The organism is Vibrio sp. A2-1 (assembly GCF_021728355.1).
Classification (GTDB): Bacteria; Pseudomonadota; Gammaproteobacteria; order Enterobacterales; family Vibrionaceae; genus Vibrio; species Vibrio splendidus_K.
Genome location: NZ_JAKKCO010000003.1, coordinates 64,474 through 90,358 on the forward strand (window position 1 = coordinate 64,474; position 25,885 = coordinate 90,358).

The 25,885-nt window shown below is 44.2% G+C and carries 24 protein-coding genes; 11 read left to right on the forward strand and 13 right to left on the reverse strand.

Annotated elements, in window-relative coordinates:
• From L3V33_RS11540 to uspE, 5 genes are all read left to right on the forward strand, one after another.
• Nucleotides 1-2,373, forward strand: a complete 2,373-nt coding sequence (locus L3V33_RS11540) for a heavy metal translocating P-type ATPase metal-binding domain-containing protein (protein WP_237290411.1) — start codon at nucleotides 1-3, stop codon at nucleotides 2,371-2,373.
• Nucleotides 2,373-2,609, forward strand: coding sequence for a cbb3-type cytochrome oxidase assembly protein CcoS (gene ccoS, locus L3V33_RS11545; protein ID WP_004733686.1), 237 nt, complete (start codon nucleotides 2,373-2,375; stop codon nucleotides 2,607-2,609). The genes L3V33_RS11540 and ccoS overlap by 1 nt, the downstream gene beginning before the upstream one ends.
• On the forward strand, nucleotides 2,599-3,273 hold the full coding sequence (locus tag L3V33_RS11550) for a sulfite exporter TauE/SafE family protein (protein ID WP_004733688.1): 675 nt from the start codon (nucleotides 2,599-2,601) through the stop codon (nucleotides 3,271-3,273). Before ccoS ends, L3V33_RS11550 begins: the two co-directional genes overlap by 11 nt.
• Nucleotides 3,274-3,359: 86 nt before the next feature.
• Complete coding sequence (locus tag L3V33_RS11555) at nucleotides 3,360-4,106, forward strand: FNR family transcription factor (protein ID WP_004733691.1); 747 nt, start codon at nucleotides 3,360-3,362, stop codon at nucleotides 4,104-4,106.
• Nucleotides 4,107-4,238: 132 nt separating this feature from the next.
• Nucleotides 4,239-5,186, forward strand: coding sequence for a universal stress protein UspE (gene uspE / locus L3V33_RS11560; protein ID WP_237290412.1), 948 nt, complete (start codon nucleotides 4,239-4,241; stop codon nucleotides 5,184-5,186).
• Nucleotides 5,187-5,285: 99 nt separating this feature from the next.
• Here the strand turns inward: uspE and ttcA are convergent, their stop codons facing one another.
• From ttcA to L3V33_RS11580, 4 genes are all read right to left on the reverse strand, one after another.
• Nucleotides 5,286-6,179 carry a tRNA 2-thiocytidine(32) synthetase TtcA gene (gene ttcA / locus L3V33_RS11565; RefSeq protein WP_054547728.1) on the reverse strand — a complete coding sequence of 298 codons (894 nt, stop codon included), beginning with the start codon at nucleotides 6,177-6,179 and terminating at the stop codon, nucleotides 5,286-5,288.
• 342 nt (nucleotides 6,180-6,521) lie between these two features.
• Nucleotides 6,522-7,172, reverse strand: a complete 651-nt coding sequence (locus tag L3V33_RS11570) for a DUF2987 domain-containing protein (RefSeq protein ID WP_237290413.1) — start codon at nucleotides 7,170-7,172, stop codon at nucleotides 6,522-6,524.
• A 123-nt stretch (nucleotides 7,173-7,295) separates the two neighbouring features.
• Entirely contained in the window at nucleotides 7,296-8,144 is an 849-nt protein-coding gene (locus tag L3V33_RS11575) for a glucosaminidase domain-containing protein (protein WP_237290414.1), read from the reverse strand.
• Complete coding sequence (locus tag L3V33_RS11580) at nucleotides 8,137-8,985, reverse strand: hypothetical protein (protein WP_237290415.1); 849 nt, start codon at nucleotides 8,983-8,985, stop codon at nucleotides 8,137-8,139. Before L3V33_RS11580 ends, L3V33_RS11575 begins: the two co-directional genes overlap by 8 nt.
• A 329-nt stretch (nucleotides 8,986-9,314) precedes the next feature.
• Here L3V33_RS11580 and potA point away from each other — a divergent pair, with 329 nt between their 5' ends.
• The 6 genes from potA to L3V33_RS11610 all read left to right on the forward strand — a co-directional run bounded on the left by potA (nucleotide 9,315) and on the right by L3V33_RS11610 (nucleotide 15,360).
• On the forward strand, nucleotides 9,315-10,430 hold the full coding sequence (gene potA / locus L3V33_RS11585; RefSeq protein ID WP_017077234.1) for a spermidine/putrescine ABC transporter ATP-binding protein PotA: 1,116 nt from the start codon (nucleotides 9,315-9,317) through the stop codon (nucleotides 10,428-10,430).
• Entirely contained in the window at nucleotides 10,414-11,271 is an 858-nt protein-coding gene (potB, locus tag L3V33_RS11590; RefSeq protein WP_004733704.1) for a spermidine/putrescine ABC transporter permease PotB, read from the forward strand. Before potA ends, potB begins: the two co-directional genes overlap by 17 nt.
• The gene (potC, locus tag L3V33_RS11595; protein WP_004733706.1) at nucleotides 11,271-12,041 is read left to right on the forward strand and encodes a spermidine/putrescine ABC transporter permease PotC; all 771 of its coding nucleotides are present in this window, start codon (nucleotides 11,271-11,273) and stop codon (nucleotides 12,039-12,041) included. Before potB ends, potC begins: the two co-directional genes overlap by 1 nt.
• Nucleotides 12,042-12,178: 137 nt before the next feature.
• Nucleotides 12,179-13,213 (forward strand): extracellular solute-binding protein, encoded by a 1,035-nt coding sequence (locus L3V33_RS11600; protein ID WP_237290416.1) that lies wholly within the window; start codon nucleotides 12,179-12,181, stop codon nucleotides 13,211-13,213.
• 227 nt (nucleotides 13,214-13,440) lie between these two features.
• Nucleotides 13,441-14,478 carry an extracellular solute-binding protein gene (locus tag L3V33_RS11605; protein WP_029223699.1) on the forward strand — a complete coding sequence of 346 codons (1,038 nt, stop codon included), beginning with the start codon at nucleotides 13,441-13,443 and terminating at the stop codon, nucleotides 14,476-14,478.
• A gap of 84 nt (nucleotides 14,479-14,562) precedes the next feature.
• Nucleotides 14,563-15,360: a GGDEF domain-containing protein gene (locus tag L3V33_RS11610; RefSeq protein ID WP_171312462.1), complete on the forward strand. Its 798-nt coding sequence runs from the start codon at nucleotides 14,563-14,565 to the stop codon at nucleotides 15,358-15,360.
• A 132-nt stretch (nucleotides 15,361-15,492) separates the two neighbouring features.
• On the opposite strand, the gene cobB is transcribed toward L3V33_RS11610, so the two are convergent.
• From cobB to L3V33_RS11655, 9 genes are all read right to left on the reverse strand, one after another.
• A complete protein-coding gene (cobB, locus tag L3V33_RS11615; protein ID WP_237290417.1) occupies nucleotides 15,493-16,227 on the reverse strand; it encodes a Sir2 family NAD+-dependent deacetylase in 735 nt (244 codons plus the stop codon).
• Nucleotides 16,228-16,500: 273 nt separating this feature from the next.
• On the reverse strand, nucleotides 16,501-17,721 hold the full coding sequence (locus tag L3V33_RS11620) for an ammonium transporter (RefSeq protein ID WP_171316391.1): 1,221 nt from the start codon (nucleotides 17,719-17,721) through the stop codon (nucleotides 16,501-16,503).
• Nucleotides 17,722-18,174: 453 nt separating this feature from the next.
• Entirely contained in the window at nucleotides 18,175-18,591 is a 417-nt protein-coding gene (locus L3V33_RS11625; RefSeq protein WP_017059624.1) for a hypothetical protein, read from the reverse strand.
• Nucleotides 18,575-19,648: a formate dehydrogenase subunit gamma gene (locus tag L3V33_RS11630; protein ID WP_171316387.1), complete on the reverse strand. Its 1,074-nt coding sequence runs from the start codon at nucleotides 19,646-19,648 to the stop codon at nucleotides 18,575-18,577. Before L3V33_RS11630 ends, L3V33_RS11625 begins: the two co-directional genes overlap by 17 nt.
• A 13-nt stretch (nucleotides 19,649-19,661) precedes the next feature.
• Complete coding sequence (fdh3B, locus tag L3V33_RS11635) at nucleotides 19,662-20,270, reverse strand: formate dehydrogenase FDH3 subunit beta (RefSeq protein WP_004733723.1); 609 nt, start codon at nucleotides 20,268-20,270, stop codon at nucleotides 19,662-19,664.
• Nucleotides 20,271-20,281: 11 nt separating this feature from the next.
• Complete coding sequence (locus L3V33_RS11640) at nucleotides 20,282-23,137, reverse strand: formate dehydrogenase subunit alpha (protein ID WP_237290418.1); 2,856 nt, start codon at nucleotides 23,135-23,137, stop codon at nucleotides 20,282-20,284.
• 10 nt (nucleotides 23,138-23,147) lie between these two features.
• A complete protein-coding gene (locus L3V33_RS11645) occupies nucleotides 23,148-23,348 on the reverse strand; it encodes a twin-arginine translocation signal domain-containing protein (RefSeq protein WP_004733728.1) in 201 nt (66 codons plus the stop codon).
• Nucleotides 23,349-23,424: 76 nt separating this feature from the next.
• Entirely contained in the window at nucleotides 23,425-24,057 is a 633-nt protein-coding gene (locus L3V33_RS11650; protein ID WP_237290419.1) for a molecular chaperone TorD family protein, read from the reverse strand.
• 9 nt (nucleotides 24,058-24,066) lie between these two features.
• A complete protein-coding gene (locus L3V33_RS11655) occupies nucleotides 24,067-25,728 on the reverse strand; it encodes a 4Fe-4S dicluster domain-containing protein (protein WP_017087794.1) in 1,662 nt (553 codons plus the stop codon).
• Between the last annotated feature and the right edge of the window lie 157 nt (nucleotides 25,729-25,885).

A 25,885-nucleotide genomic window follows, 5' to 3' on the forward strand; every position in this document is an offset into this window, starting at 1 on the left:
ATGTGTGAATCCTGTTATCACTGCGGTGAAGATGTACCAGCGGAAACGGATTTTAAAGTAGAAATCTTAGGATCGGTTCGACCGATGTGTTGTCCAGGTTGCGAAACTGTAGCCCAGACAATCGTTGATAGCGGTTTGGTCTCTTATTACCAATATCGTACCGCTCCGGCTGAAAAAGCGGATCTAGTTCCAGAGCAACTTCTGGCACTTAGTCATTACGACAACGAAGATGTTCAATTGGAGTTCGTCCGTAACTCTGAAAATACATCTGAAGTGACATTGTCACTCGAAGGTGTCTCTTGTGCTGCTTGTGCATGGCTTATTGAAAAGCAAGTCTCTTCAAAGTTAGGGGTTGTTAGCATTCGTGTTAATACCACGACTAACCGCGCCCTGCTCAGCTGGGACAACACTCAGGCTAAACTGAGCGAGCTGTTGTCTTCAATCCATACCCTAGGCTACAAAGCAGCACCATTCGAGGCTGATCAACAAGAAGCCGCCTATCATCGATCGATGAAGAATTATCTCTATCGTCTTGGTATTGCTGGTTTAGCGACCATGCAAGTCATGATGTTAGCTGTAGCGCTCTACCTCGAAGTATTTGGCAGCCTTGAACCTGAATTCAAAAGTTACTTCCGTTGGGTAAGTTTGATCTTCGCAACACCTGTTCTCCTATACTCTGCGTTACCTTTCTATATTAATGCGTGGCGCAGTATTAAAGGCCGAACATTGGGTATGGATGTACCCGTTTCGATCGCTCTGCTATTTGCTTACGTTGCGAGTTTAGTGGCAACAGTGACAGAGCAAGGTGAAGTGTTCTTTGAATCTATCTCGATGTTCACCTTCTTCTTGTTGCTTGGTCGATTCCTTGAGATGCGCGCGCGTCGTAAAGCGGCAGCCGCTAGCGGTAACCTGCTTAAGCTCGTTCCTGCGATGGCGACAACGCTAGACGGTGAGCAAGTACCGGTAAAAACCTTAAAAGTTGGCGACCAGATTCGCGTTCTACCGGGTGAACATATTCCCGCAGATGGCAAAGTATTGTCTGGCAGAATTCATATCGATGAATCCATGCTGACTGGCGAATCTATCCATGTGGTTAAGAATGAAGGTGATACGGTCTTTGCTGGCACATTGAATGGTGATGAATCGTTTGAATTGGAAGTGATGACCTCTAAAGCGGATTCGGTTATTTCTAATATCGTTCGTCTTCAAGATGAAGCTCAATTGTCTAAACCCCGAATTGCTGAAATCGCCGATGTGGTGGCTCGATACTTTGTCGCGGTTATCTTAATCATTTCATTCGGGACTTGGTTCTACTGGCATCAAACACGACCAGAAGACGCTTTCTGGATCATGCTTTCAGTATTAGTAGCGACCTGCCCTTGCGCTCTGTCTCTTGCAACGCCGACGGCGATTACGTGTTCAACATCTCGTATGGGTAACTTTGGTATTTTGCTGCGCAAAGGTCACGTATTTGAAACCTTGTGCAAGGTAAACCACTTAATCATCGATAAAACGGGCACTCTGACTGAAGGTGATATTCGTATCAGTAAAGTTGAGACGTTTGCTGACCTTGATAAAGACACTTGTTTGCAAGTTGCAGCAAGCCTAGAGCAACACGCTAACCACCCTATCGCTAAAGCGTTCAAAACTTATATTTCTGATGATATCGAAGTGGAGTCGGTAAACAACGTGATTGGCTCGGGCATTACTGGCGAGTTGAATGGGCAAGAAGTGGCGATTGGTAGCAGCGAGTTCATTCTAGGTGAAGCTCAGCCATCTGAAAGCAATGGTATTTACTTGTCGATGGCCGGCCGTCATATCGCAACATTCACTTATGAAGACCCGATTCGTAAAGAAAGTATTGAGCTCATTAAGCAATTCAAAGAAGCAGGAATCAAAACCACGCTGCTGACTGGCGACTCTTTGATTAACGCGAAGCCTGTTGCGGCAGAGATTGGTATTACTGACATTGTTGCTAACGCGAAGCCGGAAGATAAACTGGCTTATTTAAACTCTAGAGACGCAAGTGACATCACCATGATGGTTGGCGATGGTATCAATGACGCCCCTATTCTTGCTGGTGCTCACCTGTCTGTTGCTATGGGCGGCGGTACTGATGTGGCGAAAGCCTCTGCGGATATGGTGCTATTGGGTGATAAGCTCGATAGATTACTTAAGTCCCGTACTTTGGCGCTAAAAACGCGTAGGATAATCCGTGAAAACCTAGCTTGGTCACTAGGATATAACTTACTTATTCTTCCATTGGCTGTTGCAGGTTTGGTTGCTCCATACATTGCCGTTGTTGGCATGTCTGCTAGCTCTATTATTGTAGTATCTAACTCGTTAAGGCTTTTAAAAGAGCAAGGTAAATAATGGAAAGTTTATACATACTCATTCCAATTGCGATCGTACTTGTATGTATCGCGGTTGGAATCTTTCTATGGGCAGTGAAGAGCGAGCAGTTTGAAGACCTTGAACGCCAAGGCCATAACATTCTGTTTGATGAAGATACTAATGTTCATCATCATTCTGATAGTAAACCTGTCAAGAATGAGAAAGCTAACGTAGAAAGCCAAACTAACTTAGACAAAAAGAACGATGACGCCTGATTGGATCGGCGCTTTTGTTGTTGGGTTGATTGGCGCGGGCCACTGCATGGGAATGTGTGGAGGTATTGCGTCGCTTCTTTCGATTGGCAACAGCAAACCTTCCCCTGTCATTCCCCTGCTTTATAACTTAGGGCGGTTGCTAAGCTATGCTGTGATTGGCGGTGTGATTGGTGGTGCAATCTCTTCGATAGGTCAGCTGAGCGATTTTAATGCTCTGTTGGGCTGGCTTCGTTTGTTTGCTGCTGGTTTTATGATCGTCTTAGGTTTGTATATTGGTAAATGGTGGTTTGGCTTGTTGTTCTTTGAAAAAGTTGGACAGAAGCTATGGCGTTATATCTCTCCTTTAGGCAAATCATTTCTACCATTAAAGCACCCTAGCCATGCTTTACCTTTTGGTTTTATCTGGGGTTGGCTTCCATGTGGTCTTGTTTACTCAATGCTAACGTGGGCGGCAGTGTCTGGAAGTTGGTATAACGGAGCGGGTATCATGCTTGCTTTCGGTTTAGGTACTCTTCCAGCGATGCTCACGGTTGGAATGGGTGCCAATTTCCTCAAAAAACTGCAACAAGCTGACTTATTTCGCCAGTTTGGCGCAATTTTAATCCTTATTTACGGCTTCTATACCGGTTATATGGCGCTACAGCTCATTATTTATACCGTATAGTGGTGTCTTTAATCCGGTTTTTTTACTACCCTTTAGGATTAAGGAATGCTAAAATATTGACGTATATCAAATAGTGAAAGATTGTTATGATTTCTGAAAAGCCTGTGACGAAACGAGTTCAGTCTGGTGGCTGTGCGATCCACTGCCAAGATTGTAGTATTAGCCAACTCTGTATCCCATTTACTTTGAATGAATCTGAGCTAGATCAACTTGATCAGATCATTGAAAGAAAGAAACCTATTCAAAAAGGCCAAGAGCTATTTAAAGCGGGAGACGAACTTAAGTCTCTTTATGCTATTCGCTCTGGAACGATTAAAAGCTATACGATTACCGAGCAAGGTGATGAGCAGATTACTGCATTCCACTTAGCGGGCGATCTTGTTGGCTTTGACGCGATCACGGGTGACGAACACCCTAGTTTCGCTCAAGCTTTGGAAACTTCTATGGTATGTGAAATTCCATATGAGATTCTCGATGATTTATCAGGGAAAATGCCTAAATTGCGTCAGCAGATTATGCGTTTGATGAGTAATGAGATTAAAGGTGACCAGGAAATGATTCTGCTTCTTTCTAAAAAGAACGCGGAAGAGCGCCTTGCGGCATTCCTTTACAACCTTTCAACTCGCTTCTCTCAGCGTGGCTTCAGCCCTCGTGAGTTCCGCTTAACGATGACTCGTGGCGATATTGGTAACTACCTTGGTTTGACTGTTGAAACAATCAGCCGTCTGTTAGGTCGTTTCCAAAAAGCGGACATCTTGAGCGTTAAAGGCAAATACATCACTATCGAAGATCACGATGCGTTGATGGAACTTGCTGGAGTTTCAAAAGAATAGTCTAGATATCAATGATGTAGTTCAATAATGAGCTACATCATGTTTCTCTCTTAAAACCTCTTATATTTCTCTTATTCTCTCCATAACTACGCTACATTATTTATATGTTCGGTCTGAAAAGTAGGCTTAGTTATGAGTATCTATAACAAAATTTTAGTTGTCGCAGACATTAATCACGATGAGCAACCTGCTCTAGTTCGTGCTATCCAACTTGCCAAGAAAAGCACCTCAACAAGCCACATCACTTTCTTTTTGTCGATCTACGATTTCTCGTATGAAATGACATCTATGCTCTCTGTTGATGAGAGAGATGCAATGCGCAAAGGCGTAATTCATCAGCGTGAAATTTGGATGAATAAGGTTGCTGCTCCTTACCTTGATGATTCTATTGAATTTAACGTACAAGTGGTTTGGCATAATCGCCCGTATGAAGCGATCATTGCTGAAGTTTACAGTGGTGAGCATGACATTTTGATCAAAGGCACGCGTAAGCACGATACCTTAGAATCGGTCATATTTACTCCAACCGACTGGCACCTATTGAGAAAGTGCCCTAGCCCAGTGCTGTTGGTTAAAAATGATTTCTGGCCAGAACACGCGAAGATCTACGCTTCCGTTCATGTAGGCTCTGAAACAGAAGCTCACTTAGAGCTCAATGATACGATGGTCGACAGATTACTTGAGATCACTAGTCGTTTGGATGCTGAACCGTTCTTGGTGAACGCCTACCCGGTGACACCTGCGAATATCACAATCGAATTGCCAGAGTTTGACCCAACCTCTTATACTGATGCGGTTCGTGGCCATCACTTAACCGCGATGAAAGCACTACGCCAGAAACACGGTATGTGTGAAGAGCAAACCGTGGTTGAGCAAGGCTTGCCTGAAGATGTTATTCCTCGTGTAGCGTCTGAACACAATGCGGCTATGGTTATCCTTGGTACAACTGGTCGTACTGGCTTGTCTGCCGTGTTTATCGGCAATACTGCGGAACATGTCATCGATAAGATTAACTGCGATGTACTGGCTCTTAAACCGTCAGGTTACGTTAGCCCACTCGATCCGAATCTGTCTAAATAGTTGGTTTTTTTTAATTAAAAAACGCCTCAAGCAATGCGTGAGGCGTTTTTGTTTATCTAAAGCTTACGCGATTCCAACAACAGAATCGTTTATATCGCGTTATAGGTTAGTTACATCGATGAACATTGACTCATCAATGTTTGAAGACGAGATTTCAGCTTCTTCGAATTCGTATGCTTTGCGATCTTCGCTACGATCCAGTGGAAGGTTAATGAAATCAAACAACTCACGGTCAGCCAATTGGCTTGGGCTCACGTTCTGAATTGACTTGAAGACCTTCTCAACACGGCCTGGAGTCTGTTTATCCCAATCAATTAGCATCGCTTTGATGTTTTGACGTTGCAGATTTTCTTGAGAACCACACAGGTTACACGGAATGATCGGAAACTCTTTATGCTCTGCGTATTTGATTAGGTCCGTTTCGCGACAGTAAGTCAGAGGACGGATTACAACGTTACGACCATCGTCAGAGCGAAGCTTAGGTGGCATAGCCTTGAGGCGAGCACCGTGGAACATGTTCAGGAACATAGTCTCAACAATGTCGTCTAGGTGGTGACCTAGAGCAATCTTCGTTGCGCCAATCTTCTCTGCAAACGAGTACAAAGTACCGCGACGCAGACGTGAACAAAGGCCACAAGTTGTCTTACCTTCTGGCACTTTTTCTTTTACCACTGAGTACGTATCTTTATCTACGATGTAGTAAGGAATGTTCAGAGTTTCAAAGTACTCAGGAAGAATATGCTCAGGGAACCCCGGTTGTTTTTGGTCTAGGTTTACGGCAACAACATCAAATTTGATGGGTGCTGCTTCACGTAAACGTAGCAAAATGTCTAGCATCGCAAATGAATCTTTACCGCCACTAATACACGCCATTACTACGTCATTCTCTTCGATCATGTTGTAGTCGACGATGGCATTCCCAACATTTCTTCTTAGAAGTTTCTGAAGCTTGTTGAATTCAAGTGTATCTTTTTTATTTTCGTTTTGGTTCATTGCGACTCTCACACCGTCGTATTACCGACTGTAGATTGCTAGTGGGACTGTTTTAGGGCGTGGATTATACGGATTTTTATTTCAGGTTGGAACAGTAATGGCAGGATAAACAAGCCAAGCAGGAGAAAGATTCCGCCTTATCATACGATCTGTCCTCTAGCGGTGAGAAAAATATGTCTTAATAAGAGGTTAGAATCAAAGATGAAAGGCCGTTGAGATATGTGATTTGGTAAGATTTAAAGGTTTAGGTTTAAGACTTTAAACGAAAACAGCCTGTTCAAAGAAGAACAGGCTGTTTCGTCAAGATCTTAAGCTGAGCAAACAGCTTCTGGCCGGTAGTTATTATTGCGCAGGGATGTAAGGCAAAACACGAACTGTGGCTTCTGGTAACGTGATGCTGTCACTTCCGTTCAGTTCGTCCAGCGTGAATTTCGCACGCCCTTCTTTGATTGGGATTTGCTTACCATTAGACAGGGCAATATTGCCTTCAAGTTTACTATCAAATTCTAGCGTCAAACCTTGAATATCAGGAGTGAACCAACTAGAGAACATGCCGCTGACGTCTTCTAGCATCGCTTGCATCTGTGGTAATAGGCTTTCTAACTGTGCAACCTGAACCGTTCCAGCCAAAGGTTCCTGAGTCATTACGACGAGCGAATACGCGCATTCTTGTTCTTGGGTTTGTACAAAGATAAGAGGGTTTGCTGAGCGTAGGTTTTTATCTACCGGTAGAAGCAGCTCATTCGCAGGAGACACTTTTAACTCTTCGTAATGCTTTTCTTTCTCCATCCAAGCTTTGCTGATGTGACAGGTTTTCTGTGCTTGTTGGTCAACAAAGAAGACCGCAACTTTGACATCATCGTGCCCTTCTTTGGTGTTGTTTTTCAGCTGAGTATAGAGTTTAGAATACGTGAACATGTATTCTTGCGCCGAAGCAGGAAGAGAAACGCCAAGGCTTAAAGTGGCTAATAGAGCGAGTACTGTCTTTTTCATTATTATAATCTTGTCGAAGTTGAGCGTTTATAAATAGAAAGAGCAGCCAATGAGCTGCTCTTTTTGTGATGTTACTTAGTGTCAGCCGACTATCGAAGGCAACCAAGTTGGTATCAAAATGAGTTACTTTTTCCAGTATACCTTGTTGTGACGGATCATAGCTTGTAAATCAGTCACATAGTCTGAACCTCGCTCAGAATATTTTAACAAGCCGTTGGTGAGCTCTGTCGCTGTTTCGGTTGTTAAAAGGTCGTCACCTTGTGCAGCAAGTTTTGCGCGAATGGCTCTTAAATCAGAGTAAGCACGGTTGCGGTTAAGGTTCATGAAGTAACGATGCACCGATTCTTGGCTTGAAGAGAATGTTGCTACTTCATGCGAGCTACCTTCGTTACGTTGTAGCGGAACAAGTCCACAACCTTTGGTGTAACACCAGTGTCCGAAATAGTTGTTGGCTTTGGTGGCGAAACGCGATGTCCCCCAAGCCGATTCATTAGCAGCCTGTGTCAGTACCAGCGCCTCTGGCAGTACGTTGACACGGCTCAGCATCTCTGTCAGCCATGCCTGATCTAAACCTTCACTAGGTACTGGTAAGCTGTACAACTTCCCTAGCCTTTTCGCATAAGACGCGTCTTCAGAGTCAATATTGCTCAAACCAGATTCAGATAGCTTAGTTAAAAACGCGCGCTCTTTGGTGATACGTTTGTTTTCAATATTGATGCTTGGGCGAAGGAATGAAAAGAATGTGTCTTTTTTCACGTTCACATCTTCGATAGCAGCAAAATTTGGTCGATCTGAAGCCACGGTCAAATCACCAAACTCACTTGATGTATTTGAACTTTGGTCTGCCGAACGTCGGCGCTCTTCTTCTTGGTAAATGTATGGACCAACCAGTGAGATAGAACCCACGATCGCCAGTGCAGTTACCTTTAGCGCAAGTGATTTACTTGCGCTGCCTTTGACATTATTACGCATCGAACACCTGAGGGTTTTTGTTACCATCGTTACTGTTGTTGCCGTCGTTATTACTGTCGCCGTTGCTGTTGTCGTCATCACTATCAGGTCGATCTGACGCAATAACCTTCAGTTTGATGCCAAACATTTCACGGTAGATGATGCCTTTCACATGAAAGAAAAACGGAAGAACGAATATCAAGCCAATGCCGTACATCATTGCTGCCACAATGAACATCAGCATAACCATTAAGTAGATAGATGCGACGACGAAGATTTTCTTATTTACCGCTCTTAGAGAAAGCAGCAGCGATTGCATTGGCGGTACTTTCTTATCACAAATCAGCAGAATTGAATTGCTGAATGCTAGTGAGAAGTAGATAGACAAAAATGGCAAAAGCATACCTGCGATGCCTTGAAGCATGAGGCTGAACAAAGTAACTAGAATGACTGGAACCGTGAACTGTAAACCTTTTCCGATATGACGCACTTTGGTTTGTAAGCCTGCGGCGTGGCTCATTGCCATTAAACAGATGCCAGCATAGATAGGCGCGCTGATTACTTCGTAGCTGAAGTTAGCAATAAAAATGGATTCAACGACCTGTGGTGTAAATGCCTCTGGGTCGATAACCGCGTCTAAGATAATCGCGGGGTCACCAAGCTGCAGTTTTAGTGCGATATAAAAGATAGCCAATTGCACGAACATCAGCGCAACAATCGCAGGGGAAAACGAAAGAAAGTGACTTATCGTATGTTTCCAAGCTTCTTGGAATACAGCCGTTGCTTTGAGCTCATAATCGCCGGAAAGTGCACGGTCGATACTACCGCCCAAATTAAAATCTTTTTCGATGTCGTTGTTCATATTGATACCTAGGTGCGCCAACTAAACGAAGCCACCTAACTTATTGATAAAAAATTGCCTTCATTATACCCATATGTCGGCTGCAAACTAAAATATGAATCTGTAACAAGGCTTGCTTTTGCGTCTTAATGGTTAATAATTAGACACTTGTTAGGGTGTGAACCCAATAAATAACAGTATGGTAAAGGATGTTTACTTTTACCTGCGAATTTTTTTATCTATGAATGGTAAAAAATGCTTTGAATTCACGTTTTTGGTGATTATGATGCGCGCCTTAAAGGTGTATAGCAACAGGTCTCAAATAGAACCAAGGTGGAGAAAAACAGACGTTGAACGCTAAAAAATCAGTAGGAAAGCCAGTCGTACAGTTAACTGGCATTAGTAAAAGTTTCGATGGTAAGGAAGTCATCGGCAATCTTGATCTAAACGTAAATCATGGTGAGTTTCTCACGATATTAGGCCCGTCCGGTTGCGGTAAAACCACGGTACTAAGGATGATTGCAGGGTTTGAAACGGCAGATAGTGGTGAAATACTATTAGCTCAACAGAATGTAACCCAAGTTCCTGCTGAACAAAGGCATGTTAACACTGTATTCCAAAGCTATGCCCTATTCCCACATATGACCGTTTTCGACAATGTGGCATTTGGTTTACGCATGCAAAAAGTGCCAAACACCGAGATTGAACCTCGTGTCATGGATGCTTTAAAAATGGTGCGCCTAGAACAAATGGCACAACGAAAGCCACACCAGCTATCCGGTGGCCAACAGCAACGTATCGCAATCGCTCGTGCTGTCGTTAATAAGCCTAAAGTTCTTTTGTTGGATGAGTCTCTGTCTGCTCTAGATTACAAACTACGTAAACAGATGCAAATTGAGCTTAAACAACTGCAACGTCAACTTGGTATCACGTTCATTTTTGTAACGCATGACCAAGAAGAAGCATTGTCCATGTCTGATCGTATTATTGTTATGCGTGATGGCGTGATTGAACAAGACGGAACACCAAGAGAAATCTACGAAGAGCCTAAGAACTTATTTGTTGCTCGTTTCATTGGTGAAATTAACGTATTCGAAGCGACAGCGAAATCTCGTCAAGATGAAAAGCGCATTGTTGCGACAATCGAAGGTGAAGAGTCAATTATCTATCATGATAAAGACGTAGCACCGGGCCAAAAACTGCAAGTACTACTTCGCCCTGAAGATCTTCGTATCGAAGAAATTAAAGAGTCGGACCAAAGCGGTATTGTCGGCCACATTGTCGAGCGAACCTACAAAGGCATGACATTAGATTCAGTCGTAGAACTTGAATCAGGTATGCGTGTCATGGTTAGCGAATTCTTCAACGAAGATGACCCTGATGTTGATCACTCACTGGGCCAAAAAGTTGCAGTAACTTGGGTTGAGAGCTGGGAAGTGGTGTTAGAAGATGAGCAAGAAGTTTAATTTACAAAACGCGATTGTTGCTTTAATCACAGGTTGGTTAGTGCTGTTCGTGATGATTCCAAACATCATGATCATCGGCACTAGCTTTCTAACTCGTGACGAAGCGAACTTGATCGAGATGACCTTCACTCTCGACAACTACCTGCGTTTGGCTGATCCGCTGTATTTTAAAGTGCTGATGCACTCTTTCTATATGGCGATAGTCGCAACCCTACTTTGTTTAATTATTGGTTATCCATTTGCCTATATTGTGGCAAAAATGCCTACGAAATGGCGCCCAATCATGTTGTTCTTAGTGATTGTGCCATTCTGGACCAACTCTTTGATTCGTACTTACGGGTTAAAAGTGGTTCTGGGTACTCAAGGTGTGTTGAACAAAGGTTTGTTGGCGTTAGACATTATCGATAAACCACTTCGTATCATGTATTCAGAAACGGCAGTAATGATCGGGTTAGTGTATATCCTATTACCTTTCATGATTTTGCCGTTGTACTCAGCGATAGAAAAGCTAGACGATACTTATTTAGAAGCGGCTAAAGACTTAGGTGCGAACAAACTTCAAACGCTATTGAAGGTTGTTTTACCTCTAACGATGCCAGGCATTATCGGTGGTTGTTTACTTGTATTGCTCCCTGCGCTTGGAATGTTCTACATTTCAGACTTGTTGGGCGGTGCTAAGAACCTGTTGATCGGTAACGTCATTAAGAGCCAAGTGCTTAATGCCCGTGATTGGCCGTTTGGCGCCGCAACCAGTATTGCACTGACTACCGCTATGGCCGTGATGCTTTATGCCTACTACCGTGCAGGCAAGTTATTGAATAAGAAAGTGGAGCTAGACTAATGGGTCGCACAGTTAAGTTCAGCTTTATGGCGCTGGTATACGCTTTTCTATACCTACCTATTATCGTATTAATTGCCAACTCTTTTAATGCCAATAAGTTTGGTATGAAATGGGGTGGCTTTACCACCAAGTGGTATGACGCGCTGATTAACAACGATAGCCTAATGCAGGCTGCGTGGCACTCGATCAACGTCGCGGTGTTCTCAGCAACTGCCGCAACGATTGTTGGCAGCCTGACAGCAGTAGCCTTATTCCGTTACCAATTTAAAGGTAAAGGCATAGTCAATGGCATGTTGTTCATCGTGATGATGTCTCCAGATATCGTAATGGCGATTTCGCTTCTTGCGCTATTCTTAGTTATGGGTGTACAACTTGGGTTCTTTACCCTACTTGCAGCGCACATTACTTTCTGTCTGCCGTTCGTTGTTGTCACGGTTTACAGTCGCTTGAATGGCTTTGATGTGAAGATGCTAGAAGCTGCAAAAGATTTAGGGGCAAGTGAATGGACGATTCTAAAACAGATCATTCTGCCTCTTGCTAAGCCAGCGGTTGCTGCGGGTTGGTTATTGAGCTTCACCCTGTCTTTGGACGATGTGATCATCAGCTCTTTCGTAACGGGCCCAACTTACGAAATCTTACCACTGAAGATTTACTCGATGGTTAAAGTCGGTATATCTCCAGAGGTCAACGCCCTAGCAACAGTGATGTTAGTGGTGTCGTTAATACTGGTGATTATTTCTCAGTTATTAGCGAGAGAGAAAATCAAGTAAGTCTCCTATTCTTTACTGAGACGGACTTGATAAGATTCAAGTTTAACAAAAATGTTATTCATAAACAGAATGGTAAATTGCCATTCTGTTTTTCTATCTAGTGCCTTCGGGCAACGTTTAGTTTGGAGCTAACGTCAATGAAAAAATGGGCTACTCTATTAGCTGGTAGTGCATGTGCGCTTTCAATGTTATCTGCACCATCGTTTGCAAAAGATAACAAAGAATTGGTATTCATGAACTGGGGACCTTACATCAACAGTGAGATCTTAGAACAGTTCACGGATGAGACTGGCATCAAAGTGATTTACTCGACTTACGAGTCGAATGAAACTTTGTACGCAAAATTGAAAACGCACAATAAAGGTTACGACCTTGTGGTTCCTTCAACCTACTTCGTGTCTAAAATGCGCGACGAAGGCATGCTTCAAAAGATCGACAAAACCAAGCTGAACAATTTTGCGAATCTAGATACAAACTACCTAGATAAGCCATATGATCCGAACAATGACTACTCTATTCCACACGTAGTGGCGATCACTGGCCTAGCTGTTAACACAGACATGTACGATCCAGAAGATTTCCAAAGCTGGGCTGATCTATGGAAGCCAGAGCTTGAAGGTCAGCTGATGATGATGGACGACACGCGTGAAGTGTTCCACATCGCACTGCGTAAGTTAGGTTACTCAGGTAACACGACTAACGAGCAAGAAATCGACGAAGCCTACGCTGAACTGCGTAAGCTGATGCCAAACGTTCTTGTGTTTAACTCAGATAACCCTGGCGCGCCATACATGTCTGGTGAAGTGGGTCTTGGTATGCTTTGGAACGGTTCTGCTGCTGCAGCGCAAAATGAAGGTCTGCCAATCAAACTGGTTTTCCCTAAAGAAGGCGGCATCGGTTGGGTTGATAACTTTGCTATCAGTTCTGGCGCAATCAACGTAGAAGCTGCTCATAAGATGATCGACTTCCTACTTCGCCCAGAAATCGCAGAGCAAATCTCTCGTGACACCGGTTACCTAACGGCAGTTAAAGCGTCTAATGAGAAGTTCAAAGACAGCCCTGCTCTGTTCCCGTCGCAAGAAGATCTTGACCGTGTTGAATGGCAAGCTGCGGTTGGCGATAAGACAGTGAAGTACGAAGATTACTTCATGAAGCTTAAAGCCGGTCAGTAAACGAGTTCGTTATCTCATTGCTCTGGTCAACAGAGGCTAATAAGTAACTGGTTTACTTAACAAGCCTAGTTAGGTAATCAACAAGTTAAAAATAAGAATATCAACGAATAGGCAGCTTAGGCTGCCTATTTTGTTATATCACTGCTATAATTTAGCGCGATTTTTAGAAATCCATTTACTTTGGGTTCAATACCCAGCTCCAAATCAAACAAATGAACGGAACAGTAATGAAAAAAACACTGTATACCGGCGCATTGTGTGCTGCTACTTTACTTTCTACACCCTCTTTCGCAGCTGACCAAGAACTGTATTTTTACAACTGGTCTGAATATATTCCAAATGAAGTACTAGAAGACTTCACAGAAGAGACTGGCATTAAAGTCTATTACTCAACTTATGAGTCTAACGAAAGCATGTACGCTAAGTTAAAAACTCAAGGTACGGGTTACGACTTAGTGGTTCCTTCTACTTACTTCGTTTCTAAGATGCGTAAAGAAGGCATGCTTCAAGAGCTTGATAAAACTAAGCTAAGCCACTTTGCAGATTTGGACCCAAATTACTTAGATAAGCCATTTGACCCAAACAACAACTACTCGATCCCATACATCTGGGGCGCAACGGGTATTGGTATCAACTCAGATATGCTAGACAAGTCTTCAATTAAAAACTGGGGCGATCTGTGGGATACACAGTGGGAAGGTCAACTGATGATGATGGATGACTCTCGTGAAGTTTTCCATATCGCATTGTCTAAACTGGGTTACTCTCCAAACACAACGAACCCTGAAGAAATCAAAGAAGCGTACGAAGAACTTCGTAAGCTGATGCCAAACGTATTGGTATTTAACTCAGATTTCCCTGCGAACCCTTACCTAGCGGGTGAAGTGTCTCTTGGTATGCTTTGGAATGGCTCTGCTTACATGGCACGCCAAGAAGGCGCAACGATTGACATCATCTGGCCAGAGAAAGGCGCTATCTTCTGGATGGACAGCCTAGCGATTCCAGCAGGCGCTAAGAACACTGAAGCGGCACATAAGATGATCGACTTCCTTCTTCGCCCTGAAAACGCAGCTAAGATTGCTTTAGAGATCGGTTACCCGACGCCAGTTAAAACGGCTTACCCTCTTCTTCCTAAAGAATTTGCTGAAGATAAGAACGTTTTCCCACCGCAATCAGTGATGGATAACGGCGTTTGGCAAGATGAAGTTGGCGAAGCGAGCGTTATTTATGACGAGTACTTCCAAAAACTTAAAGTAAACAACTAGATTGTTACTGATAGGTTAATAAAGCGGCGTAAGCCGCTTTATTTTTATCTACACTTTATATAGGATTGCATCAAACAATATAGAGTGCGATTTAATATGCCAGCAAACCCTATTTTATTGGTTGTGACACTGATGCTTCTCGCGTCATTCTTGATGCTTGGCCTCAGCTCGTTTATTCATATCGACTCAAATTACGACCTGTTTTTCGAAACAAACACGCTCGTGATTACCATGTATATCTACTACGTTTCTCGCCACGCCATTCGTCCCCATAAAACCCTTCGCTACGGCGCTCTGCTGCTTATTTTTAATCTATTCTATGACGTGACCACAGAGCTTAAACATCTCGACGAATGGGCAGACAGAAACGAATTGCTCGACACTTTCCTAGAAGATGGTTTATTGCAGATCGCCTTCCTACTTATCGCCTACGGCATTACTGAACTGACAACCAAGTTGAAAGATCAGGGTAAACAAGATGAGCTGACAGGTTTATACAATCGCAAGAAGTTCGACGCGATTCAGCTTAAGGAATTCGAGTTGATCTATTTTGATTTGGATGGATTAAAGCAGGTTAATGACCGTAAAGGTCATCAAGTTGGCGATCTAATGATTGTTCGCTTCTCTCAGGCTTTAAGCCAAGCGGTATTGGAAGATGAAATGGTGTTTCGAGTTGGCGGCGATGAGTTTGTCGCGACTGCACAACTTGGCCGTGGTGGCGAGTTTGTAAGCCAAGTGACGAATCTATTACATGGAGAGAACATCGGCTTCTCTTACGGTATTGAAGTAACGAGTCGAGAGAACTTTAAACAGGCGCTCGATGAGTCAGATAAAGCGATGTACGAAATGAAAAAAGCGCAGCGAACAGATCAACGAGCCTAATTACTCCATTATTTAGTGGCTTATTTGGCCGTAAGGCAGGTAAAAAATAGAGACAAAAAAGCAAACATACATACGACTCTAATTCTCTTTAGGTCAATGTATATTTGCTTATATATAGTGGATAAAGATTAGTTAAGCCGTTAAAGAGCCTTTCTCTAAAGACAACAGCTCACCGACTAATTTCGGCACTTCAATACTGGCTTTACCGTAACGTTTCTCTTCAAATTCGCTCTCAACCGCACTTGGCTCGAGGTTGATTTCAATTGTATGTGCGCCATGCATTCTTGCGTCATGTACAAAACCAGCCGCTGGATAAACCACACCTGATGTGCCGATCGAGATAAACAGATCAGCTTCTTCTAACGCTGAATAGATGTCGCCCATTCTTAATGGCATTTCGCCAAACCAAACAATATGAGGACGCATTTGAGCTGGTATTTGGCAACAATGGCACAATTCACCAGTATGGATGTCGTCTTTGTGCTCTAGAACTTGATTTGATTCGCTGCAACGTGCCTTAAGAAGTTCACCATGCATGTGAATAATATTGTTGCTACCGCCTCTCTCGTGCAGGTTGTCGATGTTTTGAGTGATGATCGTTACTTTGCTGTCTAGCTTCTCTTCGAGCTCACCTAGCGCCTTATGGGCAGAGTTTGGCAGAATACTTTCGTTCTGTAAGCCATGGCGACGCTTATTGTAGAACTCTTGCACCAAGTCTGGATCTTTTGCAAAACCCTCTGGTGTCGCGACATCTTCGATTTTATGGTTTTCCCATAATCCGTCTTGTGCTCGGAATGTTTGAATCCCCGACTCCGCAGAGATGCCGGCGCCAGTAAGAATTACGATATTTCGATATGGGAAATGCATATAACGTCCTTTTCAATATGTCACTTTGTAACAGCTTAGCACTGTTCAAATTCCAACAATAGTTTTAGGGATTAGACCATAGTCTTAGCCAACTGAATTCATTGATTATTTGTGACATAACTCGCTTGTTCTCCTTCGTTCTTTCTCAATCTCCTTTCTGACTGACTCGTATTGCTTTCTATTTCCCATAAACGCAAAAAAGCGGCCGAAGCCGCTTAGTTATAATTTAATTTGTGTCTAGCAAGGGCTTAACACTCATCAAGATTGATGACGTTAGTCTTCGTTAATCGAAGAGATCTTATGGATTGAAAGATCCGCACCGTTGAACTCGTCTTCTTCACTTAACCTTAGGCCAGTTACTTTGCTCAACACACCGTAGACAACCAATGCACCGATTAAAGCTACTGTAATGCCCGCTAGCGTACCAATCACCTGAGCACCAAAGCTCACGCCACCTAGTCCCCAGAGGGCTTGCTGGCCGAAGATGCCAGCTGCAATGCCACCCCAAGCGCCACACACGCCGTGCAATGGCCATACACCCAGCACATCATCAATCTGTGTTTTGTTCTGCATGTAAGTAAACAGGTAAACGAACAATGCGCCCGCTACACCACCTGTAACGAGAGCGCCAAGTGGGTGCATTAAGTCTGAACCTGCACAAATCGCTACGAGACCAGCCAAAGGACCATTGTGGATGAAGCCTGGGTCATTTTTACCTGCGACTAAAGCCGCTAGAATGCCGCCGACCATCGCCATAAGTGAGTTCATGGCTACTAGGCCGCTGATGCCATTGATAGCTTGAGCTGACATCACGTTGAAGCCAAACCAACCCACACATAGGATCCAAGAACCCAGTGCTAAGAATGGGATGTTAGATGGTGCGAAGTTAGTGTGTTTACCTGCACGAATACGACCTTTACGCATACCTAAGAAGTAAACCGCGACCAAAGCAATCCAACCGCCAACGCCGTGAACTACTACAGAGCCTGCGAAGTCATGGAAGCCATAACCGAATTGTGCTTCAAGCCAATCTTGGAAACCAAAATTACCATTCCAAATGATGCCTTCAAAGAATGGATAAACAAACCCAACGGTGAAAAGTGTTGCGATGAGTATTGGATAGAAACGTGCACGCTCAGCGATACCACCAGAAACGATCGCTGGAATCGCCGCTGCAAACGTCATCAAGAAGAAAAACTTCACCAGCTCGTAACCATTACCTTGCGATAAGGTTTCTGCATCTGCAAAGAAATGCGCACCGTAAGCCACCCAGTAACCGATAAAGAAATAGGCAATGGCAGAAACGCCGAAATCCGAGAGGATCTTAACCAGCGCGTTCACTTGGTTTTTCTTTCTTACTGTACCGACTTCCAAAAATGCAAAGCCTGCGTGCATTAAGAAGACCATGATGGCGCCTAATAATAGAAATAGAGTGTCTGAACTCTGCGTCAAGCTCTCTACTGCGCTATGAACTTGGGTAACCGTTTGACTCATTAAAGCTCTCTCCCTTAGCTTTGTCTCAATTGCACTAGAACCGTGCGAATTGATGTCGTAATTAATTAAAGACTCAACAGTAAACGCAAGATGCGTTCCAACACGCTCACGTAATTTTCGTGCAACAAGTTTTTGCTTTAAACTTATGATTTTAAAGGGTTAAAATTACCACTGCACTTTTTTGGATATTTGAGATGGAGGGATGTTTAAAATTAATTGCACCAATTAAGGGAGTTGCACCATATTGGCGCGGTCAATATCATGCTTGGTTCTGTTTTAGAGCTACTCCAAATATTTTGAAGCATTCACTAAAAATCTTCTTCCAAGTTGACTAGACCCTTGTTCAGGGTGGACAAAAAAAGCCCAGTGATTCGAATCACTGGGCTTTCTATACAATGGTTGCTTTGAGTAAATCGCTCTAGATAAGTTGTTATCTACTTCGTCTGATACTCACTACAGGTTTGGTCCTGTTGTCGGGTTTTGCGGTAGGTTTTGACTTAAGCGCTGCATGCCTTGATACATACGAATAAACCACACCACAATCGCCACACCACCAAACAGCATGCCGACATAGGGAATGTAGTAAGCGATGTCATCGATAATATGGTTTTGATACCAGTAATCGTTCACACCAATTAACACGCCGTTAGAGGTCGCTACTGTGACGATAAGTACAACAAAGAACGTCAGGTTCAAGAAGAACGAGCGAATCAAGCCATAGTAGTGCGTATCCACTACTTCGCCGTCTTCACCTTTATCTAAACGATAGCCTGCGTAGATAATCGCGACCACACCAGAGAGAAGACAAGTAAATGGTGTAAAGCAGCTTAGGATGTAAGCGACCCAAATACCTTTATGAGGTTTGTTCATTCTTATTCACCCCTTCTGTTTTCTCTGTTGTTACGTTAGCGCTTTGTTCAGTGCCGTTTTTCTCTTGTTCCATCACTTCTTTGTACCAAAGGTCATGGTGCTCTTTAGCCCAAGTTTCATCAACTTCGCCTGTTACCATGCCTTCAAGTGCACCTTCCATACCGAACAAGCCGATGTAGATGTGGAACACAAAGCCACAGATAAGGATTAAAGCAGCCAACATGTGGACTAGGTTTGAAAGCTCCATATCACGACGGGTTTGACCGAAGATTGGGAAGTCCAAAACCAAGCCACTGATCGCAGCGACACTACCCATAACAATCAATAGCCAGAATAGCGCTTTCTCACCCGCGTTAGAAAACTCTGCAGATGGATGAGAACCTTTATGTTTCCCGACCATACCACCCAGTTTTATAAACCACTGGATATCGACCATTTTGAAGATCGACTTGCGCCACCACTTGATAAGAACAGCCATCAACAGCACATAGAAAATCGGGCCGATGTAGTTGTGGTATTGCTTCGCCAATAGAACGATGAAGCCCCATAAATCGGTTGGGATATAAGGTTTCAAGAAGTGTTTACCGTAAACCAACATCAAACCACTGAAAGCCAGTGTTAAGAAGGTAAACGCCATACTCCAGTGCAGTGCGCGGTCAAGTCGCGACCAACGTTTGATCTTACGACCCGTTCTTGGCGCACTCAGCATTAGTGGGCCAATCACAACGTACATTAAGGTAACGAAAGCAATACTGCCAAAGATAGCGACAGCACCGGCTGGTGACATCCACTTCTCCTTCAATATGTACCACGTTTGACCTGGAGTACTGATCAACACACCGTGCTCAGCAGATTGAGATGTGGTGTAACCTTCTTCACCGTTTCTTACTTGTCGCCAAAAATCGGCGCCAGCAAGTTGTGTGATTTCTCTTTCTGCACTACTCGATTGAGTTTGTGAAGCGTTAGTCTCTGATGCATGGCTCATAGGAGACAGCATTGTTAGTGCTGCCAACATTGGCAGCACAACAAGGAAGAGACGCTTAAACATTGTAAGCATATGTCTCTCCTAACTAGCTCTTCATCGCATCGTAAGAAAGGTCATTGCCGTCTGTCCAGCCTGCACCCTTCGCACCACGCTCAACAACACGCTGACGGAATACATCAGAGACTTTCTCTGCATCACCCGCTAGCAGTGCTTTGGTTGAACATAAAGAAGCACACATTGGTAGCTTGCCTTCAGCAATACGGTTCGCACCGTACTTCTGACGCTCTTCCACAGAACCTGGCTCTGTTTCTGGACCGCCAGCACAGAAGGTACATTTGTCCATTTTACCGCGCTCACCAAAGGCTTCCTGTTTAGGAAATTGAGGTGCGCCAAACGGACAAGCAAACAAGCAGTAACCACAACCGATACATAGATCTTTATTGTGAAGTACGATGCCGTCTTCTGTATGTTCAAAACAGTCTGCTGGGCAAACTGCCATACAAGGTGCATCAGTACAGTGCATACACGCTACTGAGATAGAGTTTTCACCCGGTTCACCGTCGTTCAGTGTTACAACGCGGCGACGTTGAATACCCCATTCCAGAGCATCATCATTTTCGTTCTTACATGCAGTGACACAACCGTTACATTCGATACAACGTTTGGTGTCACAAAGAAATTTCATTCTAGCCATTTTAAGACTCCTTACGCTTTACGAATATTACAAAGGGTTACTTTCGTTTCCTGCATCAACGTGACAGGGTCGTAACCGTATGTGGTTGCTGTGTTTGCAGCTTCACCAATAACGTAAGGATCAGTGCCTTCTGGATACTTAGAACGCAAATCTTCGCCTTGGAACTTGCCACCGAAGTGGAATGGTAGGAATGCTAGGCCAGGTTTCACACGACGAGTAACCATCGCTTTCACCTTAATTCGACCTTTCTCAGCACCTTCAACCCAAACATCATCACCATCTTTGAAACCGATGTCGTTCGCATCTTTCGGGTTCACTTCAACGAACATCTCTTGTTGAAGTTCGGCTAGCCATGGGTTTGAACGGGTTTCTTCACCACCTCCTTCGTACTCAACCAGACGACCAGAAGTAAGAATAATCGGGTATTCACCAGACTTGTCTTGGTCTTGAATCGACTTGTAAAGCGTAGGAACACGGAAAATCGCTTCTTTGTCATCCCAAGTTGGGTAATCAGCAACTAAGTCGCGACGTGGCGTGTAAAGTGGCTCACGGTGCAGTGGTACGCGGTCTGGGAATGTCCAAACAATCGCACGCGCTTTCGCATTACCAAACGGAATACAACCATGCTTAATGGCAACACGTTGGATGCCACCAGAAACGTCAGTTTTCCAGTTTTTACCTTCAGCAGAGGCTTTTTCTTCTGCTGTTAGGTCGTCCCACCAACCCAGTTGTTTCAGCAGTTTGTCACTGAACTCTGGGTAACCATCTTTGATTTCGCTGCCTTTTGAGTAGCTGTCTTCAGCCAATAGGCTTTGACCTTCAAATTCGACACCGAAACGAGTACGGAAGTTACCGCCGCCCTCAGCAACAGGTTTAGACGTATCGTAAAGGATATGCGTACCTGGGTGTTTCATCTCTGGGTTGCCCCAGCATGGCCAAGGCAGACCGTAAGTCTCGCCATTCGCTGGGCCGCCTTCTGCAGCAAGCGTTGTTTTGTGGAACGTGTGCCAGTTTTGTTGGTGTTCTTTCAAACGCTCTGGGCTTTGACCTGTATAGCCGATCGTCCACATACCTTTGTTGAATTCACGAGTGATGTCTTCAATCAATGGTTGGTTGTTCTCAACACGGATGTTTTTGAACAGTTGCTCAGAGAAACCAAGCTTCTTAGAAAGAAGGTACATGATTTCGTGGTCAGGCTTAGACTCGAACAGAGGATCAACAACCTTGTCACGCCACTGTAGAGAACGGTTTGACGCCGTTACACTGCCGTAGGTTTCAAATTGAGTGGTTGCTGGAAGCAAGTAAACGCCATCGGTGCGATCGTTCATGACTGCCGCGACTGTTGGGTATGGGTCAACGATAACCATCATATCCAGCTTCTGCATCGCCTTCTTCATCTCTGGACCACGAGTCTGAGAGTTCACCGCGTGACCCCAGTAGAACATGGCGCGGATGTTTTCGCGTTGGCGAATCTTGTCTTTGTCTTCAAGCACGCCATCAACCCAACGAGAGACAGGAATACCTGCACTGTTCATTGGCTTTTGACCACCGTATGCGTTGTCGTCAAAACGTCCTTTGACCCAGTCAAAGTCGATATCCCAAACTTTAGACCAATGGCGCCAAGAACCTTCAGACAAGCCGTAGTAACCCGGTAGCGTGTCTGATAGTACGCCAAGGTCAGTTGCGCCTTGTACGTTATCGTGACCACGGAAAATGTTTGCACCGCCACCTGATTTACCTATGTTACCTAGCGCAAGCTCAAGTACACAGTAAGCGCGTGTGTTGTTGTTACCCGTAGTATGTTGAGTACCACCCATACACCAAACGATACAACCCGGACGGTTCTCTGAAAGCAGTTTTGCTGTGTGGTAAACGTCTTCTTCGCTAACGCCTGTTACACGCTCAACTTCTGCTGGGTTCCACTTCGCAACTTCTTCACGGATCTCGTCCATGCCGAATACACGTTGGCGGATGAATTCTTGGTCTTCCCATTTGTTAGCAAAGACATGCCATAACAGACCCCAGATAAACGCAACATCTGAACCCGGGCGTAGAGAAACATAGTGATCAGATTTCGCAGCAGTACGCGTACGACGAGGATCCGCAACAACGATCTTACAGTTGTTCTTCTCTTTCGCGATTAGGATGTGTTGCATCGCAACCGGGTGAGCTTCTGCAGGGTTCGAACCAATGAACAGCATCGACTTACAGTTGTGCATGTCATTGAACGAGTTTGTCATCGCGCCGTAACCCCAAGTGTTTGCAACACCGGCTACTGTGGTTGAGTGACAAATACGCGCTTGGTGGTCAACGTTGTTGGTGCCCCAAAGCGACGCCATCTTACGGAATGCGTAAGCTTGCTCGTTACTGTGTTTTGCACTACCCAAGAAGTAAACGGAATCAGGACCAGACTCTTTACGAAGTTCTAGCGCTTTATTACCGATCTCTTCAATCGCTTGTTCCCAAGAAAGCTTCTTCCACTTACCGCCTTCCAATTTCATTGGGTACTTAAGGCGACGCTCACCGTGGCCGTGCTCACGCAGAGCTGCGCCTTTCGCACAATGTCCACCAGCGTTGAATGGGTGATCGAATGCAGGCTCTTGACCCGTCCAAACACCGTTTTGAACTTCAGCGTAAATGCCACAACCCACAGAACAGTGAGAACAGATAGTGCGTTTCACTTCTGTTTTCGCTTCAGGGTCGACTGACTTAGCTTCCGCCTTTTTCATCATACCCGGAGCGAATAGACCAGCGCCTACTACCGCACCACCAGCCGCTAGAGAGGTGTTTTTCATGAAGGCACGTCGAGACACACCCAGTTGATTGGTTTCTTTGCTCACACTATCGGAGCGTTTGACAAGTTTCATCCGTTATCTCCTAAAGCGTGTCGTAGTAATCGCGAATGTGTTGCGTTTCACGATAGCCCGTCTTCTTCATGTCTTCTTTCGGCATTTCAACCGTTTCTGAAGCAGTTGCCACCTTCGTTGTTCCAGCGACAACTGCACCCGCTACGGCTGCAGTTGTTAAGCCTTTGAGTAAGTCCCTACGGCTTGTGTTTATTTCTTTATTATCTTTCATCATTGCTTCCTTACCTTGCGGTAGATCTTTTTGGAGGCTTAATGCCCCTCTATCGATATAATCGCGTACTGCTCGATTACTCGTAATCAGTGACGTTTTTCACATCAATCTTTAATTTATGCTTACTGCTTTTTGTATTAACGCTAAAACGCACTTGCTCTAACGTTAGGAATGCTTCACACAGCTGAGCTGCCGATTTGTAGAAGTTCGCACTTTCTGCACTTTTAAGCTGACGCGTAAAAGAGTTGAACCAAGGGCCAAGATGCTTATTGAAAACAGCTTGCTGAAGCGCTTCTTCTTCACCGGTTAGCATTGCCATTACTTCACACAATGCCGCAATATGATCTTCTGGCTCTTTCACTTGATCATCACGCTCAATGCCTAAAAGCTCTAAATCATGACGAATCTCTGCTAATGGTTTTTCCATCATGGCGCCAGTTCTATGCCAAGAACCAAATGGAACAATCTCTCCACGGCCAATGCCAATGAACAGATCTTGATATTCGTCTTCTAACGCTTCGCGATTTGATTCCGTTGCTGCTTGTTGAATGGCAATCCAAGCTTTTTGCATTGCACTCTCAGACGCTTCAATGTCTAACGTCTTTAGGAAATCAATGACCTCTTCAGAAGGTGCGCTACGGAACAATGCAGAAAGAACCAAATAGATTTCAGTTCTTAGTGTCTGTTCTTGATCCAAATTAGTATCCAATGCCAACTCCTAGTATTTCAATTGATTCAATGGGTCTTGAGCCATTGAGTCGAACATGTCCACCACACGACAGTCTTCACACATCGCAATACGATTAATCGCAGTTTCATCTGAAAAATGAGAGTGACCACGTAACTTATTCTGCAGCATGTCAATCATAGACTGTGGAGCGAATGGCTTATGGCAGCGTAAACATTCCGCCGCTTTCTCTTCATGAATCACAACCGCTTGTTGACGTTCTTCTTTCACCCAATTCATACGAGGTGTCAGAGTGAGAACATTCTCAGGGCATGCCTTTTCACACAGACCACATTGAATACAGTCTTGTTCTACAAACTTAAGTGATGGAGAAGCACCGTCGGTATGAAGAGCACGTGTAGGACAAACCGCAACACAACTCATGCATAACGTACAATCTTTGCTTTCACACGAAACCGTGCCGTATGGTGCATTCGAAGGAAGTTCAACGATATTCTCGACAGGAATGCGAGATGAAGACATAGCATCGAGTGCAGTGAATAGACGTTGACGTTTGTTGCCTTGAAGATCGCCAAGTGCAAGGTCGAAAGAATCAACGCACAGTGTTGGAGGCCCTTCACGTAGAGACTCTAAATACAGGATATCGATGGTTTCTTTTGGAACACCGATTTGGTCTAGTAGCTCTTGAGCAATCCCGACTTCGTTATTCAGAACACGAATGATCGTCTCTGGCATAAAACGAGAAGCAGCAAACAGAACCTGAGTTGCGCCATTCACTAGCGCTGCAAACCAAGTATCAATACCAATAGAAGGCAGTTCTTCAACAACGATTGGAATAACGTTATCTGGTAGTGCTTTTAGCGCCATTACATTGTAAGTCTCATGACGAGAGCTACAGATAAGTACGATTGGATCCAGACCGCCCGCATGTTCATAGTTAGCTAGCGTACGTTCAATGAACTTTTGAGTATCGTCAGGGTTTGGAAGCGCATAGGTAATCGCTTCTGTAGGACAGCTTGTTGCACAAGTTCCGACGCCTTGACATAGATAAGGGTTAATCTCGATTTTGTGACCTGTTTTGTCTGAGCCTTCACTTGATAGCGCGCCAGCAGGACAAGCATCAACACAACGTTCACACCCTTTTACGCCACGAGAACTGTGCGCACAAAGGTCAGTGTCTAAACGGAAGAACTTAGGCTTATCAAATGTACCCATTAGCGTTGGAATCTCTTCCAGTGCTTCGGCCAGTTTTGGATAGCCTCGACCCACTGGGTAATAACCCGGTACAGGCACTTCTTCTGTCATGCAGCTATTCAGACATAGGTCTAGAACAACATCGAAACAATCGTGATTAATCGCGATTTTCGCTAAGTTGCTTGATGTGCCTTTACTCTCAATCACAACTTCAAACGTACCAAGGAAACCGGATACTTGAACCGAATTCGCGAAGTACAGTTCTGGGTTTTTGCCCTTTTCGCCGTCTGTCGACAATAAGGTTAAGCTCGTCAATTGAGGTAATTGAGCCGCAGCACTTTCAATGATCGCAGTTGGACCAATAACAAGAGTATTACCGCCGCTTTCGTAGCTAACAGTAGGTGGAATCAGATTTGTTAACTCAACTGTATTTTCAAATGCATACAGTCTTGCTTTAGCGTTATTTGAAGTTGCTTGTTCTAATAATTGTTTAAGCATTGCTCAGTTCCATCTTTGGACATGGATAATCTGTTCAACCTTCATTGTAGTAAGCGATAGAGAACTTGCTGAGTAATCCGTTAACAACTAACCCTTTAGCCAGTGTCTCGCTCGTCAGACTATGAATTCGTCTATCTACAAAAAAGTTGATAATAAA